The organism is Lawsonibacter celer (assembly GCF_014281125.1).
Classification (GTDB): Bacteria; Bacillota; Clostridia; order Oscillospirales; family Oscillospiraceae; genus Lawsonibacter_B; species Lawsonibacter_B celer.
In genome coordinates, this window is record NZ_JACOEA010000001.1 from 134836 (window position 1) to 153880 (window position 19045).

Here is a 19045-nt window from a genome sequence, read left to right on the forward strand (position 1 = left end):
TCCGAGAGGGCACAGCGGCCCTTTGGGAGGCGCGCTCCCGCGTGTGTATCAATCAGAACCCTTAAGGAGAAGTGAACGATGGAATACTTTGCGTTTCAGTGGCATATTACGGAGGCCTGCGACCAGCGGTGCAAGCACTGCTACATCTACGCATTGGGCTCCCACGCCAAGTTCAGGGAAATGGCCGTGGAGGACATGGTGAAGGTCATTGGGAACTGCCGGACCTTCTGTAAAAAGGCGGGCCGGATGCCCTACTTCTACCTCACTGGGGGCGACCCCATCCTGCACCCCCAGTTCTGGACCCTGGCCAAGCTGCTGCGTGAGCGGGACCTGCCCTTTGCCATCCTGGGTAATCCCTTCCATCTCAGCGATGAGGTGTGTGAGCGGTTAGCCGCCTGCGGCTGCCGGAAGTACCAGCTGTCCCTGGACGGCCTGCGGGACACACACGACCGCATCCGCCGCCCCGGCTCCTATGACGAGACCCTGGCGGCCATCCCGCCCCTGAAACGGGCGGGCATCAGCGTGGCCGTCATGGCTACCGTGTCCAAATGGAACGTGGCGGAAATTCCCTCTCTAGTGGATGTGGCGGTGGAGCACGAGGCGGATGTCTTTGCATTTGCCCGGTACTGTCCCTCACGTGCCGACCGGGATACCACCTGTTCGCCCCAGGAATACCGGGACATGATGGAGCAGTGCTGGGAGAAGTTCCAGAAATATGAAGCGGAGGGCTGCAAGACCTCCTTCAACCTGAAGGATCACCTGTGGACCCTATTCCAGTATGAGGAGGGCCTTTTTGATCTCAGGGACTATCCGGAGGACGACATGATCTACGGCGGCTGCAACTGCGGCAACTGCCACATGACCATTCTTTCCGACGGGGCGGTGTACGCCTGCCGCCGGATGGAGAGCAGGGTGGGCAATGTCCTCGCCGACGACCTCTATGACCTGTTCACCGGGGAGGCCTATGAGGCATACCGCCGGTATGATAAATTTGAGAAGTGCGTCAAGTGCGAGCTGCGGCGGTTCTGCCGGGGCTGTCCTGCCGTGGCCGCCGGATACCACGGCGATATGTACGCCGCCGACCCCCAGTGCTGGAAGGAGGTTTGAAATGGATATTTTTGATTTGATGCGCTCCCGCCGGTCGATCCGCAAATATCAGAAGCGCCAAATTCCCCGCGAACTGGTGGAGAAGGTGCTGGAGGTGGGCAGCTATGCCCCCAACGCCGGCGGCGGGCAGAGGTCTGTACTGGCGGCGATTCATGACCGGGAACTGGTGAGCGATTGGGACGGCTCAACGCAGCCAGTATGGACAGGCGCAAACTGTTGGGTGGCTACGTTTCCGCTGATCAGCCCAGCATCATCGACGACCCTTCCATAAAAAGCGGGTTTTATGGCGCGCCGACGGTATGCGTGGTGTTCACGCCCGTAAGCTTTTTATACGGCGTCCCGGACGCTTTCTGCTGTGCCGAGAATATGGTTCTGGCGGCATCCGAGTTAGGGCTTGCCTCCTGCATCATCGCTCGTGGGGAGGATACCTTTGACACGCTTTTGGGTCTGGAACTGATGAAGAAGTGGGGTATCCCGGAGGGCTGGATCGCCCGGTGCTTCGTTACGTTAGGCTACTGTGAGGGGGGCTATCCCAGCCCCAAAGAGCGCAGAGCGGGCCGAATCAAGATTATTGAACAGGAGGAAATCCTATGAACGCTGAGACCTGCCTGGAGAAACTGAGCTATGTGGGTGTGCTGTCCTTCGCCACCGTGGATGAGTGGGGCGCGCCCCAGGTGCGGTGCATCAGCGCCATCCACTATGAGGCGGACAGCCTGTATTTCTTTACCGCCCGGGGGAAGGATTTCTGCCGGGAGCTGGAGCGGGACGGCCGGGTCCAGGTGATGGGCTATACCAAATTCAAGGAGATGGTCCGCCTGTCCGGGCGGGCCCAGGCCGTCCCGGAGGAGGCGCAGGCCCGGTGGTTGGACGTGATCTTTTCCGAGCAGCCCTATTTGGCCAACGTCTACCCCGGGGACAGCCGGAAGGCTGGCGTCATCTTCTGCATCCGGGACTTCTCCATTGAATATTTCCACCTGGGGGTCAGGCCCATCTTCCGGGAGACCTATGCCGTGGGGAACAGCCGCCCCAGGGTCAGGGGCTATGAGATCACGAGGGAGTGTGTCGGCTGCGGGCTGTGCCAGGCCGTCTGCCCCCAGGGGGCAATCGACGCGGGGACGCCCTTCCGCATCCGGCAGGAGCACTGTCTGCACTGCGGCAGATGTCTGGAGCGCTGCCCGGTGGGGGCCGTCCGCCGCCTTTGAAAAGCCAATGACCAGACTAGAACAGATCGAGGCGCTGAACGCACGCCTGCTGGCGGAAATGCCGGAATACCGCGACTGGGCGGCGCGGGTTCCCATGGAGACGGAGCATCGCCGGCGGCTTTTGCGCTCCCTGATGAACCTGCGGCCGCCCATGTCCCTGGATCCGGAATTTCTGGCGGCCCAGGACAGGCTGCTATCGGAGGAGCGGGAGGAACGGGGCGTGGTGGATGCCTCCGGCCTCCTGGAGGTCCCGGGCCGGCCGGGGATGGCCCTATGGCAGGGGGATATTACCCGGCTGAAATGCGACGCCGTTGTCAATGCCGCCAACTCAGCGCTGCTGGGGTGCTTCTGCCCCTGCCACGGTTGTATTGACAACGCTATCCATTCAGCGGCGGGGCTACAGCTCCGGAACGCCTGCGCACGGCTCATGGCGGAACAGGGGCATGAGGAGCCTGCCGGGCGGGCCAAACTCACCCCGGCCTATAACCTCCCCGCCCGGTATGTCCTCCACACCGTGGGGCCCATCGTCCGGGTCCAGGTGACGGAGCAGGACCGCGCCCAGCTGGCCGCCTGCTACCGCGCCTGCCTGGCGCTGGCGGCGGAGCACGGACTGGAGTGCGTGGCCTTCTGCTGTATCTCCACCGGGGAGTTTCACTTCCCACGCCGGGAGGCCGCCCGAATCGCCGTGGCCACGGTAAGGGACTTCCTCAAGGAGAAAACTTCCATTCAAAAGGTGATTTTCAATGTTTTCAAGGATTTGGATGCCCAGACCTACCGGGCGCTTCTCGGAACAGGTTGAACGGGTTGGCGAATGGCTGAGCGCTTGCGATGCCGTACTGGTGGGCGCGGGGGCTGGCCTGTCCGCCTCGGCAGGCTTTGTCTATTCCGGGCCCCGCTTTGAGGAACACTTTGCCGATTTCCAGGCCAAGTACGGCTTTCGCGACATGTACTCCGGCGGATTCTATCCCTATCCGACCCTGGAGGAGTTCTGGGCCTTCTGGAGCCGGAACAGCCTCATCAACCGCTACACCGACCCGCCCAAGCCGGTCTATGAGGACCTGCTTCGACTGGTGGAGGACAAGGACTATTTTGTGCTGACCACCAATGTGGATCACTGCTTCCAAAAGGCGGGATTTGATAAAAAACGGCTGTTCTACACCCAAGGAGACTACGGGCTGTGGCAGTGCTCCGGGCCCTGCCACAGGACTACCTACGACAATGAGAGCGCGGTGCGCCGCATGGTGGCGGAGCAGAGGAGCATGCGGATTCCCACTAAATGCATTCCCTACTGTCCCAAATGCGGCAGGCCCATGACCATGAATCTGCGCAGTGACGCCTCCTTTGTCCAGGATGAGGGTTGGTATGCCGCGGCCGGGCGCTATGAGCAGTTCCTGCGCCGCCATGAGGGCGCGCGCCTGCTTCTGCTGGAGCTGGGCGTGGGGGAGAACACCCCTGTGATTATCAAATACCCGTTTTGGCGCATGGCCGCTCAAAACCCCCGTGCGCTTTATGTGAGCGTCAACCGCGGCCAGGCCTGGGCACCCCTGGAGCTGGGCAGGCGCGCCTTGTGCATGGAACGGGATATTGGGGCGGTGCTGACGTGTCTGCGGGCATATGTGCTGCATCAGTAAAACGGCAGGGCCGCCGACAGCCGCGCAGGGAGGCGTTTTGGGGGGAGCGTCAGAAGGAGCGCGCGGTGCTTTCCGGTATGAGACCGAAAAGCTCGCCGCAAGCGATAGGATGCTTGCGGCGATTTACCCCAATACGATAAATAGGCTATTTTTAATGGCATTTTTTATGGTTGATTAAAGCGTCAGGGCGTTGCACGCTTGAGCTGAATCCCCGGCCAGGCGTCTTCATGCATTCGATGCCGGCCGAGCCCTGGAGGCATGTTTCAATATATAATGTATAAAAATTTCCAGGAGTATCAGTGCATGGTGCGGCATGGAAACTAATAGAATTGTTCCACGGAGGTGATTTTTTGAATCGAAAACTAAGACAACTGTTTATTTGCGTTGCTGTCCCGCTTGCGGTTGGTGGAATCTCTGCGTGGCTATCCCGGGAAAGCATGAACACCTTTGCAATCCTTAACAAACCGCCTCTATCCCCGCCGGGATGGCTTTTTCCGGTAGTATGGACAATTTTGTTTGTCTTAATGGGAGTTGCATCCTATCTGGTTCTCAGGTCAGCACAACCACAGCAAACGATCAACAAGGCACTGTGGCTGTATGGAATACAGTTAGGAGTTAACTTCTTCTGGTCAATCATCTTTTTTAATTTGTCACTTTACTTGCTCTCCTTCTTTTGGCTCATTCTTTTATGGCTCCTTATTTTTGCAACTACTGTATGGTTTTATCGGATTTCCCAGACAGCAGGGCATCTGATGCTTCCATATTTGTTATGGGTCACATTTGCCGGATATCTAAATTGGGGTATCTATCAGCTGAATTAGACGGCAGGCAAACAGCGATATGTCTTCAAAAAACACCACCTTCTGCTTTTTTAGGCAGTGAAGGTGGTGTCTCTATTTCTTACAAGAATTTACGGATGTCCACGGCGAGCTGCTCTTCCAAATGAATCAGCCGTTTGGCAATATCCTTGGAAACTTCATCTGCCGCCTCATATTGGTTCAGATACTGATTCAGCGATTTGACACCCATATTACAGCCATCTGTCATCAGGTCTGCAATCGTTTGATCGGAGTTATCCATCCCCATTTTCATGTTGGTTTTAATCCAAGACATTCCCTTTGCAATGGGGTTTGGTTCTTTTCCGTCATCATGGTATTTGTCCAACAGCGTCTGAATCTCGTCCTTTAGTTGTTCATGTTGCTTTTTACACTCCGTCAGATAGTCCCTGAGGGTATCGCTGTGCACCTGATCAAGCACATCATCGATAGATGCAACTCCCATTTTAACGCCTGCATCACATTCCCGAAGCAGTCTTATTGTGTCCTGTTCAATCATAGAACTTCCAGCCCCTTTATAAGATAAAGTTAGTCTGGGCAGATTTGCGTTTTTTATTCGCTGGCCCAGCATAAAAGTCTGGACATTGATAGCAATATTGAAAGCCGTGGCGGCGGCGGACGGCGAAGAGACTATTGCCGTCAAAGGCGAAAAAAAGCCACCCCCAGCACGGTTGTCTATTTGGTCCGCGCTGACGGTGTGACAGGGAGCGGATGAAAAAGACCGCAGTCACCAAGGACGGCATAAAGCTAGCTCTGGGCAGGAATGCCAAGCTGGGTGCCGAAGACAGCGTCCAGCATGCTGCGATCTGGGTGGCACCTTTGGGTCAGAAAGTTGTGGTCGTAATTGGTGCCAACCGCCCATTCAGCGTTCGGAATGGCGTTCTCCGCAATGAATGCCCGCATGGCACGGACAAGGCCCTGGAATTCCGTCACCCGGGCCAGATCGTACTGGGACAGGGAGGCGGACAGGCCCGCGATGTGACTGTGACCGTCGAGAAAACCAGTCAGTATGGGCCCTGCTCCCAGGTCGATACGGGTGTAGCCGGAGTCTTTGGCGGCAAAGGCTGCCTCATGTCCGCTGCAGGCGGTGATCCAGCCGTCCCACACCAGGATGGCCTCCGCCCGAGGCACTTCTCATCCATGGTCAAAATGGTCCCGTTGTAATACAGCTTAGACACGCACACACCTTCCTTCCCAGCTAACGCACGGCTATTTGCTTGATGGGATTTCTTTGTACCACCAGATTAAAACAAAAATAGAAAGAAATCTATTTTCCTGGCCGGACATTGCCTACGGTGTATTAAACCAAGCATTATACAGATTCAAGACAGCAACGCAAGCTTACGTAAATTTTACTTGAATATAACTTTGGGTTGGTTGTGAGCAGACGGAAAAACGCAGTATCCTAACTTATATAAGACAAGGGGGGATATATTGTGTACAAACAAAAATGGAAACGCACAGTAAGCTGGTGCCTGCTGGCTGTTTTGACGGTCGGTATGATGCCCGCTGCTGCTGCGGAGATGAACACAAACACAGCAGCAGCGGAAATTGCGGTCGCAGAAGAGGCCGCAGTGCCTGCGGCGCAAAGTGCGGCGCTGACGTGGTGCTATCTGGACAATAATACTGATCCGGCAGGGGATAGCTCTGCTGAGGGCTATGAGCGTACCAGCTGGACCGCTGTGGATTACGACGACTCCGAGTGGAAGACTGCAAGCGGCAGCTTCGGTTCCAAAAAGGGAGCAAAGGAACTGGAAGAGGGCTATACCGCAGACAACCTGCTGGCGGGCTGTGATGGCACAAACGATGCCTATGCCTACTTCTTCCGCCACAGCTTCACGGTGGACAATCCCGCAGATATGAAATACCTGACCTGCACGCTCCAATATGACGATGCGGCTACCGTATACATTAACGGCACAAAGGTGGCAGGCTATGATGACAGTGAAATCACCGCAAACCTACAGCACGGTGGCTCCAACGCTTCTACGCCCAAGACGGTGACCTTTACGAAGGCTGATCTGTCCGATCTGAATCTGCAGAGCGGCAAAAACGTCCTCGCCGTGGAAATCCATCAAGGGCGGCCGAGCAGCTCTGATGTGTGGTTCTATATGCCCCAGTTTGAGATTGCGGCAAAAGAGCCGGAGGTCATGGCGGAGAAGCAGTCTGGTATCAATCTGGCCATGGGTGCCGATGAGAGCGAAATGAACTTCACATGGTACACCAACGTACAGACCGAGGGCGTCCTGCTGCTGGCGAAGGCGGACGAGGTAACGGCGGATACAATGCCCGACACCGCCCGCCAGTTTGAGGCGGAAGGCAAGGCTGCGGCTAAGACCGGTTACTACAGCTACCAGACTACCGCAACCGATCTGGAGGAGAACACAGCCTATGCCTATCAGATGAAGAATGGTGCGACCCTGTCCGATATTCACACCTTTACCACCGGCAGCGGCGATGGCTTCACCTTCGCCTTTGTGGGCGATCCCCAGATCGGCGCCTCCGGCAATGGCACTAACGACGGGAAAAACTGGGGTAAGACCCTGAACAAAATTGCCACGGATGCGAATTTTGCAGGAACGGACTTCATCCTCAGTGCGGGCGATCAGGTCAATTCCGCCGCTGACGAGACGCAGTACAGCGGATATCTGGAGCATGAGGAGCTGTACGGCATGCCCGTGGCCACCGTGGTGGGCAACCACGACACTGCCAGCAGCGCCTACAACGATCACTTCCATGTGGCTAACGAGTCGGAGACGCTGGGCATTTCCAATGCCGGCGGCGACAACTACTTTGTCTATCATAACACCCTTTTCATGGTGCTCAACAGCAATAATCTGTCTACGGCGGAACACAGAGCATTCATGGAGCAGGCCATCAAGGCCACCGAAAGACAGAACATCCGCTGGAAGGTGGTCACCTTCCACCACTCCATTTACTCTGTGGCCAGCCATGCGGTAGAACAGGATATTCTGGACCGCCGGAATGGATTGGTGCCGGTGTTCAACGAGCTGGGCATTGATGTGGTGCTGATGGGGCATGACCATGTCTATGTCCGCAGCTACATCATGGATGGGCTGACTCCGGTGACGGCGGCGGACAACTATGAATATGAAAACGGCAGCAGCAATGCCCCCACCGCCGTGACCGACCCGGAGGGCGTGCTGTATGTGACCGCCAACTCCGCTTCGGGCAGCAAGTACTATAACATCCAAAACAAGGAATTCCCCTATGCGGCGGTCAAAAATCAGGAGAAAACCCCCAATGTCTCCCGGGTAGACGTGACCGATGACAGCTTCCGCATTATCACCTACCGGCTCAGCAACGACGAACTGACCGTGGTGGACGCCTTCACCATCAACCACTCTGGGGCGGAGCGTGACTTTACCGAGAATGTGAACACCAAGAGCGAAACAGGCCTGCTGCAATATCTGGACAGCTATGCTACCGGCACAGCCGATGAGGATGGCGGCGTAGCGGAGATCGTCAAGTTCAACCCTGAAAATGACTGCATGTACCTGGTCAGCGGTCAGACCCAGAAAGTGGACATCGCAAAGATCGACGAAAACGGCCGCACCGGTCTGATCAAGCGGATCGACGTGGCGCTCATGGGCAAGCTCCACGGCTTCAGCGCCGGGGATATCACCAGCGTGGATGTGAATCCCCAGAGAGATCTGGTGGCCATCGCGGTGCAGAACAGCGATTACAGGGAAAACGGCTCCATCGTCCTGCTGGACTATAACGGAGCGTTCGTGCAGAAATTCGACGCCGGCGTACAGCCGGATATGCTGACCTTTACCCCGGACGGCAGTAAGATCCTGACAGCCAACGAAGGTGAGCCCCGGGAGGGCTACGGTGAGAACGCCGTCGACCCAAAGGGCTCCGTCACCGTGGTGGATCTTGACAAATCTGAAGCGCAGACCGTCACCTTTGAGAATCTCGATCGGGAAAAGATGATTGCGGACGGCGTGCTGCTCAAGAAGGATGCATCCCCCGCCGAGGATCTGGAACCGGAGTACATTGCGGTGTCGGCGGACAGCAAAACCGCCTATGTTACACTGCAGGAAAACAATGCCGTGGCGGCGCTGGATCTCACCAACCATTCGTGGGTCTATGTGAAGGGTCTGGGCTTTAAGGATCACAGCGCGGCAGGCAATGGGCTGGATCTGGATGGGGACGAAGCCGTTGCCATCCGCAATGAATCTGTGTACGGTGTCTATATGCCCGACGGCATTGCCTGCGCGACCATCAACGGCAAGGATTATCTGCTCACCGCTAACGAGGGTGACGCCCGGGAGTGGGGAGATTATGAAAACATCGACTCTGGCGAGCTGACCCTCAGCGACGGTGCAAAGGCAGGAAAGAAGATCGAATACCTGAAAACGGACGCTACCGATGGCCTGGAAGAAGGGAAAACCTATCTGCTGGGCGGCCGCTCCTTCTCTATATGGGATGCGGAGACGCTGAAGCAGGTTTACGACAGCGGCGACAATCTGGAACAGATTTCCGCCAAGAACTTCCCCGCCTATTTCAATTCCGGTCACGACGCTGCCGGAGAGCTGGACAAGCGCAGCAATAAGAAGGGGCCGGAGCCCGAAAGCGTGGCAACGGTAACGGCAAATGGAAAGATTTATGCCATAGTGGGTCTGGAACGTATGGGCGGCATCATGGCCTTTGATATCAGCGATCTCAACCATGTGACCTATGCAGATTATCTGAATGTCCGTGACTTTACCTGCGGTGATCTGGCGCGAGCCGGCGACCTGGGCGCAGAGGGCATCTGCACTGTGTCTGCCGATGACAGCCCTACAGGCAACGCGATGATCCTGGTAGCAAACGAGATCTCCGGAACGGTGACTGTGGCACAGATTGAAACGAAGAGCAGTTCCGGTGGCAGCAGTTCCGGTGGCAGCAGCTCCGGAAATGGGTCTGCGGTGAAGCCGGAGCAGCCCAAGGATGAACCGCCTGTGGTGTTTGATGACGTAAATGAGCAGGATTGGTTCTACGATGCCGTGCAGTACATGGCATCCCGGAAATTGATGTCCGGCATCGGCAACGATCAATTCAGCCCGAAGCAGCCCACGGACCGCGCCATGATGGTGACCATGCTCTACCGTCTGGCCGGGGAACCAGAAGTACAGAAAGCCGCCAGCTTCAACGATGTACCTGCGGGCAGCTATTATGCGGACGCAGTTGCCTGGGCGGAGACCAATGGTCTGGCTAACGGCGTTGGAGCCGGTGTGTTTGCACCGGAGCGCGTTCTCAGCCGCCAGGAATTGGCTGCTATGCTCTATCGATTTGCACAGTTCCAGGGCCTGGATGTGACTGCCACGGGAAAGCTTTCCCACTTTACGGACCAGCCTGACAGCTGGGCGCGCAGCGCTATGGAGTGGTGCGTCGGAAGCGGTGTGATCAACGGTACCAGCCAGACGACGCTCAGCCCCCTGAGCGGTGCTACCAGAGCGCAGATGGCGGTGATCTTCTCCCGCTTTTTGCAATGGAAAGAAGCATAAAGAAAGAATTTGCCGGACGGATGGCATAGGATCATCCGTCCGGACAAATAGAGAATGTGGTGAAATAAAAAGTTGCGCAGGAAAGTGGTGGATTCTATCCCATATCTTTTGGGATTTGCGGTGCTGCTGGCCACCCTTGGGCTTTTGCTGTTCCCGGGTAACGGTGCGGATTACCGCAGGTATGAGACCGATACCCTGCGGTATGTCCGGGGCACAGTGACACAGGTTCTCTCCCAAGAGTGCAGTGAAAGCGCACTTGGAACAGGACAGACGCTGGGCGTACAGCACCTTGAGGTGAGCCTGAGCGATGGCGCGCTGGTGGAGATAGACAACTATTTAACAGAGACCCACAATATTTTGGCCCGACCCGGCCAGCATGTGGTCGTTTGTGTGGATGCTCCGGAGGGCGTGGAACCTTATTATACAATCTACAACTATGATCGCACGTCGTCCATTGTGTGCATGGTGCTGGTATTTTTAGCACTGATGGCACTGGTGGGCCGCAGAAAGGGCGTCTATGCGGCGCTGGCGCTGATCTTCACAGTGGTGCTGGTGGTTCGGTGGGCGCTGCCGCTGCTCTACAGCGGTCATTCCCCGATGCTGGTGGGCTTTACGGTGGTCATTCTTTCAACAGTGATCACCATCGGCCTGCTTCAGGGTTTTACGATCCAGGGATTGCTCAGCATGCTGGTCACACTGGTCGGTGAGATCGCCGCCTGCATTCTGTTCGGGATCTTCTCCGGCATGCTGCACATCAGCGGCTTTCAGACCGATTCGGCAGAGGGGCTGCTGCTCATTGCCCAGAACACCGGGTTGAAGATCACTACGCTGTTGTTTGCAGCCACCATGATCGCTTCGCTGGGCGCGGTGATGGATGTGGCTGTCTCGATGCTTTCAGCACTGCGGGAGGTAGCGCAGGCTGCCGCGCGTCCAACGGCAGGCGGGCTCTTTACGGCAGGGATGAATATGGGGCGGGATATAATTGGCACCATGAGCAATACCCTGATTTTTGCGTTTACCGGCGGGGCGCTGACAACCATGCTGGTGTTTTATTCCTACGGAGTGCAGCTGCATCAGCTGCTCAGCTCAGATTACCTGGCGGTGGAGCTGGCGCAGGGGCTTTGCGGGACTGCCGCCGTCATCCTGACCGTTCCGGTAGCGACTATTGTCGGCGCCGCTGTTTATTCCAGACATAAAGTTTAAAGGAGTATTTCCAATGAAACATAGACTGATATCCATTCTTTTGCTGCTGTCTATGCTGCTTTCGCTGTTGCCTGCCACTGCGGTTGCAGCAGAGGAGGCTCCTGTGGAGAGCGGTGCTGCGGACAGCGCTCAGATGGAGACGGGCAGTGATGCAACGCCGGCAGACGGTGATACAGCGTCTCAGGAAAGGGATGCCGAGGTGCAGACCGTGACGCTGGAGGGCAAAGGCACTGCCGCAGATCCCTATCGGATCGCCACTGCCGAAACACTGGTTTATGCGGCAGAGCAGATGAATGCGGATACGGATCAGACGGCTTATGCTGCGGCGCACTATGTTCTGACTGACAACATTGACATGCAGGGCGTGACCTATACCCCAATCGACAAATTCACAGGTTCTTTTGATGGACAGGATCATACCATCCGCAATCTGAAGATCGAAGACGAGAAGACCGGTTCCATTGGCGATTATCAGATTGCCTTTATCCGCAAGAACGGGGGAACCATTTCGAATTTACATTTTGAGAAAGCGTTCATTTCCAGCGCTGCCTCGGATCAAACGCCATACGCTGCAGTTGCCGTGGTGGCGGGCGAAAACCTCAAAGGCGCTGTCATCAGCCGCTGCTGTGTCATGGACAGCGAGGTCAATGCCCCCGGTGTGCCCAAGGTAGCCGGAATTGTGGGCATGAGCGGACGTGATGGAAATAATCCCGCTACCGTCACCGGATGCCGCTTCCAAGGGAAGCTGACCTGCGGACCCAGGACGGGGACGTGGGGGCCGATGGCCGGCGGCATTGCAGCACAGAACCACACCAGCACGCTGGAATACTGTGCGGCAAACGCGGAAATCATCGTGAATGGTTCCAGCAAAAACCCCAGAACCGGTATCATCTGCGGTTACGCCAATTACTCAACTCTGCGCAGCAACGCTGCACTGGGCGGCAGCATTACCTATGACGCAGCGAGTGAAGAACAGGGCTACATGCGTGCGGGGCGCATTTACGGCGACGCCCAGAATCTCCGAACGAGCGACTACCAAATCGCCGACAGCAGCATTGCCGTCAACAAAGTTACTGTGAGCAGCCCAAGCGACAAGGACGGCATTACTGTTACCGCCGACGAACTGAAGAAGGAGAATACTTGGGAGCAGTACGGCTGGGATATGGAGGCTGCTTGGAAGCTGGGGGAGAATGGCTATCCGATCCCACGCGCGGCGGGGGAGATTGCGCCGGTCCGGCTTTCGGGCGCAGGCACCTCCGCAGACCCCTATCAGCTGAAAAACGCGGAGGATCTGCTGTATGTGACCGTGCGGCTGAACCGGGACGATGCACGGCTGCAGGGCAAGTGTTTTGTCCTGACCGACGACATTACACTGACAGAAGATTTCCCCATGATTGAGTTCTTCAGCGGCGTGCTGGACGGCGACGGCCACGCGATTAAGAATTTGGTGATCAACGACACCAACACAGCATCGGTAAAGCAGTACCGCCTGGGGTTTGTCCGCTCGCTTTCCGGCGCCATTCAAAACCTGGTGTTTGATCACCCCAAGGTCACAAGCCAGGCCAACAGCGGCTCTGACGGCTATTCCGGCGCTGCGGTCATCGTAGGTCTGATGGAAGAGGGCGCTATGGTGTCCGGCTGCCGGGTCATTGACGGCGAAGTGAACGTTCCCAAGCTCTCCAAGGCGGGCGGCCTTGTGTGTATGCTGGGCTACGACGGCCAGTGGAGCGCCACGATCAGCAGCAGTGTGTTCACCGGAACGCTGACCTGCGGCCCCCGTACGGGTAACTATGGTCCCATGGCCGGCGGCATTGCGGCTTATGCCAGCACCAGCACCATTGAGTACTGTATCAGCGACGCAAAGATCACAGTGCTGGAAACGCCAGCAGCAGTTAGCATTGGCGGCATTTGTGGCTATACCAACAGCATGACCTTCCGGGGCGACGTAGTTTTGGGCGGCGGAATCACTGTGAATGAGGGGGTTCAGAAAAAAGAGGCCAACCGCATTACCGGTAGCGATCCCTATGGGAAGAACATCTACGCAAACAATCTGGCACTGGATACCTACACCATCAACGGCCAACAGGTGACGGACGACGGCGATCAGCAGGGGATCAGCAAGACTGCAGCGCAGCTGAAAGAGCAGAGCACTTACGAAGCCATCGGATACAACTTCAGTCTCCAGTGGAAAATGTCTGAGGAGGGGTACCCGGTGCCCAAAGTGTTCGGCTACAGCAGTGACAGTGTCAACTGCGTGGCTGTGACTCCCAATGGGGATGCTTCCACGGAAATGTCCTTCAGCTGGCAATATCAGAGAAATGTGGACGGCGTGGTGCAGCTGAGCACCAGTAAATCCATGGAGGCTCCCGTGGAATTTCCTGCCGAGGCCGCAGGTACCATGGGTATGCAGTATCGGGCAAAGGCAACCGGTCTGGAGCCCAATACCACCTATTATTATCGCGTAGGAAGCAAAACAAATCAGGCCTTTTCCGAGGTGGGTAGTTTTACCACTGCCCCTCGGGAGGATGCCTTCTCCTTGATCAGCCTTTCTGATGCCGATGCCGGTGACATATCTGCCATGACGCTTGCACAATCCACGCTGCAGGCGGCGCAATTGGTAGTGCCGGAGGCTGCGTTCATTCTCCACGGCGGCGATATGACTGGGGGAAAGCGCACTGACTGGCAATATTTCTACTATCTCAACCAGGATACGCTGATGAATACTTTGATCGCTCCGGCAGCGGGCGAATATGATGCCGACGGTTTCACCGATTATTTCAATGTGGGCGACACAGGGTATTACAGCTTTGATTATGCAAACGTCCATTTCGCGGTGCTCAATACCAATGAGGACGGCAATCAGTGCATCAGCAACACGCAGCTGGCGTGGCTGCGCGAGGATGTGGCGCTGGCGCGGGAAAATGGAGCCGAATGGATCATTCTGAACACCCATAAGGGACCCTATACCTCCGGCTCCCATGCGCAGGATGAAGAAATTCAGGGGCTGCGCGAAGTGCTGCTGCCCATCATTGACGAGCTGAAGATCGACCTGGTAATCCAGGGGCACGATCATATTCTGGGGCGCACTTATGCGGTCAAAGACGGGAAGGTTACCGGGAAGACCGCCTACACCGAGATGGTCAACGGAAAACGATTTGAATACAGCGTGGATCCCGACGGCACCATCTACATGATGCCCGGCACCTCCGGCCGGAAAATCAGCCAGCAAATCGGCATGACGACGGAGGAGCTGGAAAACTATATCGCGCTGTTTGCGCGCAGCGACCAGCGGGCAGGCAGATCCGCTGGCTCTGTGCAGACCTTTGCGGGAATCACTGTGGACGGCGGTCGCCTGAGCGTAGCGGTCTACGAGATCAAAAAATCCATGAATCCCACCATGATCGAAGGCTTTGGCATTGACAAAGAAGTGAGAGCCGTGGAGAAGCTGATCGGCAGCGGTAATACGGCTGCGGCCAGAGCGGCGTACAACACCCTCAGCGATGAGCAGCAGAAACAAATCACCAACTATGACGCGCTGGTCAGCGCGGAGAGCGGCATCGCAGCGGGAACCGCCGGCAAGTGGCTGGACGAGACTGCCGCTGAGCGCCGCGCTGTCACCGTGCGCAATGACACTGATCTGGAATTTTCCGATGTGCCTGTGCGGGTGCAGATCGACAAAGCACCCTCCCAAAGCATGAAGTTCTATACTGCGGCCGGTGAAGAGCTGCCCTGTGAGGTGGAAAATTACAACGCCAATGGCATCAGCACGGTCTGGGTTCGTGTGCCCGCGGTTGCTGCGGAAGGAATTACCGGCCTGTGGGTCTATTTTGGCGGTAAGGCATCCTCTTACGCCGGGGAAGATGTCTGGAATGACAATTATCAGTTGGTCGAGCACTTCGCGGCGCCCGCCGGAAACGGTGACCGGCGTACTGATTCCACCGGTAAGCAGACCGGCACCGTGACGGGCGCGTTCAAGGTTTCCGAACGCGGCGGTGAGCAGGCGGCCACCTTTGCCAACAGCAAGATCCAGTACGGCAGCGTCGGTGACGACTATGACCACATCAGCGTCAGTGCCGTGATCTCCCTGACTGAAAAGGATCTGGCCGACATGAATTATCAGGAACGGGCCATTGTGTCCAAGTACTACCCCGGCGACCCCTCCGGCGAGAATACCTATCTGCTGGGCGTCAATGCGAACAACCAACTGCGCAGCTATTACGGATGCATGTGGTGGCGCAGCAATAAGGCGGAGAAGTACAACTATGTCAATGCTCTGCCTGCGGCAGACGGCACGCCCCATCTGGTCACGGTCACCTACGACGGCTTCACCGTGGTCACCTATATCGACGGCGAAGTCGCTTCGGAGGATACCGTATTTATTGAGAGCGCAAGCTTCCTGAATCCGGATCTGCCTACGGTGATTGGCGCCTATTCCGGTACAGATGCAGGAGATCTCAACGGCGCGTTCAAGGGTACGCTGTACGAGGTGCAGATCGCAGGTCAGCGCACTACCGCGCAGTGGGAACGGTTCCGTGCGGATAACTATCTGGGCGATGCCGTCACAGTGGGCGAAGCGGAGAAACAGGGCGCTAACACCCTGAGCCTGACTGCGGATGCAGCGGGCAAGAACGGTCCCTGTCAGGCTGGCAAACAGGCGGTGAGCGGTATGGTCAGCCAGGATGCCGCACTGACAGCGATCGTCGGCGATCAGACCTTTGACCTGGGTGCGGTTCAGGCCGGTTTCTTTCGGGTCGAGGTGCCTGTAACAGGGCACGGTCAGCAGCAAGTCAGGCTGCAGGCGCGTTCTGCGACCGGCACAGCCACTGCTGTCATCGCCTTTGTCACGGAGGATACAAAGGCGCCTGAAGCACCGCAGCTGCGCAGCGAAGCGGTCAGCGGCGGCCAGCAGCTGACGGTTCAGACTGGAGCACAGCAGGGCGAAAAGCTGACCGTTCAGTTCTATACCAACGAGAGGGTTGTGTTGAATGAAACCAATATGGCGGTTTACGAGGGCGGAACCAACGCCTATGTACCCGATGCAATCGATCCGCTTGCCGTAGATTACAGCGCTGTGAGCGCACAGACTACCACGACAAAAACAGACGAGGCTCCCTATCAGATCTACCGAATCACTCTGAATGAGATGCAGAGAGCCAAGGACAGCTATCACCTGACATGGCAGGGAGAGTCCGAGCGCCAGGTGCATGCCTACGCCTATGATCTGACGGATAAAAAGTGGGTTAAAGTGGGTGCGACCACCGGTTCCGGCAAGGTATCCATTGACGCGCAGATCGAGGGCAAGCAGTACCGTTCCGAAGACGGTCTGCTGTATGTCCTGTTTTTCCGCGGCCTGGGATGTGAGCCGGCGGATATGACCTCCTTCATTCCGGAGGAAGGCCAGTACGACTTCACCATGTTCTGGAACTCCGATACCCAGTATATGTCCCAGTTCTATCCTGAGATGTTTATCCACCAATACCAGTGGATTGCGGACACCTTTGCGGAGAAGAACGGCATTATCACCTTTAACACCGGCGATATTTCGAACCGCTCCAACCTCAACTATGAGTACAACTGGAGAGTTACAGACGACGGCTACAAGGTCCTGGAGGAGAAAGGTGTCCCGTACACTTTTGCTCTGGGAAATCATGATTATCGCTATGACGGAAAGCCCAATGAGGACCGCCTGCGCGACACCTATTTCCCGGTCTCCCGACTGGAAGAGAACGCCGCCGGCACCGACTGGACGATCACGACCTCCGGAACGGCAAATAATATCTGTATGAAGGGAGAATTCGGCGGCGCTAAGATCATGCTTTTGTCCATCGGCTACCATATGCAGAAGGATGACATTGACTGGGCTGAGCAACAGGTAAAGGATAATCCGGACTATGCTGTGTTTATTCTGACTCACAACTTCAACGCTGGTGGCAGCTTTACCGGAAACGCAACGCTGCGCACTCAGGTGATTGAGAAATACGATAACATTAAGCTGGTATTCTGCGGTCATATCGACGGCGCAGACCTGATCCGTCCTTATGGAGACCGGGAGTTTTACGGCGTTCTGCAGGATTATCAGGGCGAGGACACCGCTCTGACCTACGGCGGGCAGGAATTCATGCGCATGGTGCAGTTTGACCTGGAAAATGACTTGGTGTACTTTAACACTTATTCCCCACTGACCGGCGAAACCCTCTCCCTGTACGGTTCAGGTCAGTACAAGGCAACAAAAGGCCTGTACCAGAAGAATAAGGATGAGTTTGCCATTACCCTGGATCTGGGTGCCACCACGGAGCGCAGCTTTACGACCACCGGGATCACCCTCGCAGCAGGCAGTGCATCTCTGGCCGGCACTAAGACCGTAACGGGCGATACGACAGCGACGGTCAGAGCGGTCGGGCTGACCAAGGATGTGACCTATGAGTGGTACACTGTGCTGACGGATGAGGCTGGCAATATAACGCGCAGCCTACCGGAGCATTTTACCGCGGAAAGTACCTCCACCGGCGGCGGTGCGAGTGGCGGCGGTACAAGCGGCGACACAGTGGCAAAACCGAATGAGGATAGCAGTCAGAAGCACGAAGAACCCGCTATTAAAAGTTTCGATGATGTGGCAGAAAACGCTTATTATTTTGATGCAGTGCTGTGGGCGGTCCAAAACGGCTTGACAAAGGGAACGACAGAAACCACCTTCTCCCCCAACAATATCTGTACTCGAGGAGAGATGGTGACGTTCCTTTGGAGAGCCGCTGGTGAGCCTGAGCCAACCTCCACAGTCAATTCCTTTACTGACATTGACAGCGATGCATACTACTATAAGGCTGTCTTGTGGGCGGCGGAAAAAGGGATCACCTCCGGCACGACTTCTTCCACGTTCTCTCCAAATGCTGTGGTTACCCGTGGGCAGACGGTGACCTTCCTATGGCGCTATGCTGGCTTCATCCATTCGGATGCAAGCAACCCCTTTGTGGATGTGTCCAAGGATGAATACTACGCCGATGCGGTATTATGGGCTGTTGAAAACGGCATTACAAACGGCACCAGCACCACACACTTTTCTCCTGATTCGTATTGCAGTAGAGGTCAGATAGTAACCTTCCTGTGGCGCTATATCGTTAATTAGCTAGGGAATGCAGATAAAAAGTTGGGATTTTGGTTCCTTTTTTTGATAAAAAATTTCTGTAACCCTGTATCTGCGCCATTTTGTGAGTAGTTCGAAATGGATAAATGACGAGAAATGTAGGCAATCATATTTTATTCCACACTACTCATATACCCACATTCCTACATAAAGTTAGCCTCCTCGTTGTTACGAGTGTCTTAATCGGCGCTCCAACTTCGGGGAGGCTTTTCTTTTCAGGCAATCGAAATCGTAGCAGGTAGAGTGTCTGTTTCGTTTGTATTTGGATCAGCATTGTTCATCCTTCCTGCAAACAAAAAAGAGCGGTCGAAATTGTTCCTCAATTTCGACCGCTCTTTGCATTTTTACCTGTAACCATAGTTTTCTGTACAGTTATGGCACAATGAGCGTTCAAATATACATAATATGCGAA

Annotated in this window: 12 protein-coding genes; 10 read left to right on the top strand and 2 right to left on the bottom strand. The window is 56.0% G+C overall.

Annotation, left to right across the window (positions count from 1 at the left end; translation table 11 throughout):
• The first annotated feature begins 78 nt into the window (after positions 1 to 78).
• The 7 genes from acgM (at position 79) to H9Q75_RS00670 (ending at position 4761) form a co-directional block, all read left to right on the top strand.
• Entirely contained in the window at positions 79 to 1107 is a 1029-nt protein-coding gene (gene acgM, locus H9Q75_RS00645; RefSeq protein WP_186564243.1) for a radical SAM/SPASM domain protein, ACGX system, read from the top strand.
• Position 1108: 1 nt separating this feature from the next.
• Positions 1109 to 1378, top strand: a complete 270-nt coding sequence (locus H9Q75_RS12735; RefSeq protein ID WP_207720720.1) for a nitroreductase family protein — start codon at positions 1109 to 1111, stop codon at positions 1376 to 1378.
• Positions 1324 to 1701, top strand: a complete 378-nt coding sequence (locus H9Q75_RS12570) for a nitroreductase family protein (RefSeq protein ID WP_207720721.1) — start codon at positions 1324 to 1326, stop codon at positions 1699 to 1701. The genes H9Q75_RS12735 and H9Q75_RS12570 overlap by 55 nt, the downstream gene beginning before the upstream one ends.
• A complete protein-coding gene (locus H9Q75_RS00655; RefSeq protein ID WP_186564244.1) occupies positions 1698 to 2309 on the top strand; it encodes a 4Fe-4S binding protein in 612 nt (203 codons plus the stop codon). Before H9Q75_RS12570 ends, H9Q75_RS00655 begins: the two co-directional genes overlap by 4 nt.
• A 7-nt stretch (positions 2310 to 2316) precedes the next feature.
• Positions 2317 to 3108, top strand: a complete 792-nt coding sequence (locus H9Q75_RS00660) for a protein-ADP-ribose hydrolase (protein WP_186564245.1) — start codon at positions 2317 to 2319, stop codon at positions 3106 to 3108.
• A complete protein-coding gene (locus H9Q75_RS00665) occupies positions 3071 to 3940 on the top strand; it encodes an SIR2 family NAD-dependent protein deacylase (protein WP_243200630.1) in 870 nt (289 codons plus the stop codon). Before H9Q75_RS00660 ends, H9Q75_RS00665 begins: the two co-directional genes overlap by 38 nt.
• A 350-nt stretch (positions 3941 to 4290) precedes the next feature.
• Positions 4291 to 4761, top strand: a complete 471-nt coding sequence (locus tag H9Q75_RS00670; protein ID WP_186564247.1) for a TspO/MBR family protein — start codon at positions 4291 to 4293, stop codon at positions 4759 to 4761.
• Positions 4762 to 4840: 79 nt separating this feature from the next.
• Here the strand turns inward: H9Q75_RS00670 and H9Q75_RS00675 are convergent, their stop codons facing one another.
• A complete protein-coding gene (locus tag H9Q75_RS00675) occupies positions 4841 to 5275 on the bottom strand; it encodes a hypothetical protein (protein ID WP_186564248.1) in 435 nt (144 codons plus the stop codon).
• 248 nt (positions 5276 to 5523) lie between these two features.
• On the bottom strand, positions 5524 to 5907 hold the full coding sequence (locus H9Q75_RS00680) for an amidohydrolase family protein (protein WP_186564249.1): 384 nt from the start codon (positions 5905 to 5907) through the stop codon (positions 5524 to 5526).
• A 305-nt stretch (positions 5908 to 6212) separates the two neighbouring features.
• Here H9Q75_RS00680 and H9Q75_RS00685 point away from each other — a divergent pair, with 305 nt between their 5' ends.
• The 3 genes from H9Q75_RS00685 (at position 6213) to H9Q75_RS00695 (ending at position 18615) form a co-directional block, all read left to right on the top strand.
• Complete coding sequence (locus tag H9Q75_RS00685) at positions 6213 to 10289, top strand: choice-of-anchor I family protein (protein ID WP_186564250.1); 4077 nt, start codon at positions 6213 to 6215, stop codon at positions 10287 to 10289.
• An 87-nt stretch (positions 10290 to 10376) separates the two neighbouring features.
• On the top strand, positions 10377 to 11492 hold the full coding sequence (locus H9Q75_RS12595; RefSeq protein ID WP_186564251.1) for a YibE/F family protein: 1116 nt from the start codon (positions 10377 to 10379) through the stop codon (positions 11490 to 11492).
• A 13-nt stretch (positions 11493 to 11505) separates the two neighbouring features.
• Entirely contained in the window at positions 11506 to 18615 is a 7110-nt protein-coding gene (locus H9Q75_RS00695) for an S-layer homology domain-containing protein (protein WP_186564252.1), read from the top strand.
• Positions 18616 to 19045: the final 430 nt, after the last annotated feature.

Bases quoted from the DNA above. Each gene is read 5' to 3' on its own strand.
- H9Q75_RS12735 (WP_207720720.1), top strand. From the start codon at position 1,109: ATGGATATTTTTGATTTGATGCGCTCCCGCCGGTCGATCCGCAAATAT.
- H9Q75_RS00695 (WP_186564252.1), top strand. From the start codon at position 11,506: ATGAAACATAGACTGATATCCATTCTTTTGCTGCTGTCTATGCTGCTT.
- H9Q75_RS00665 (WP_243200630.1), top strand. From the start codon at position 3,071: ATGCCCAGACCTACCGGGCGCTTCTCGGAACAGGTTGAACGGGTTGGC.
- H9Q75_RS00655 (WP_186564244.1), top strand. From the start codon at position 1,698: ATGAACGCTGAGACCTGCCTGGAGAAACTGAGCTATGTGGGTGTGCTG.
- H9Q75_RS00675 (WP_186564248.1), bottom strand. From the start codon at position 5,275: ATGATTGAACAGGACACAATAAGACTGCTTCGGGAATGTGATGCAGGC.
- H9Q75_RS00660 (WP_186564245.1), top strand. From the start codon at position 2,317: ATGACCAGACTAGAACAGATCGAGGCGCTGAACGCACGCCTGCTGGCG.
- acgM (WP_186564243.1), top strand. From the start codon at position 79: ATGGAATACTTTGCGTTTCAGTGGCATATTACGGAGGCCTGCGACCAG.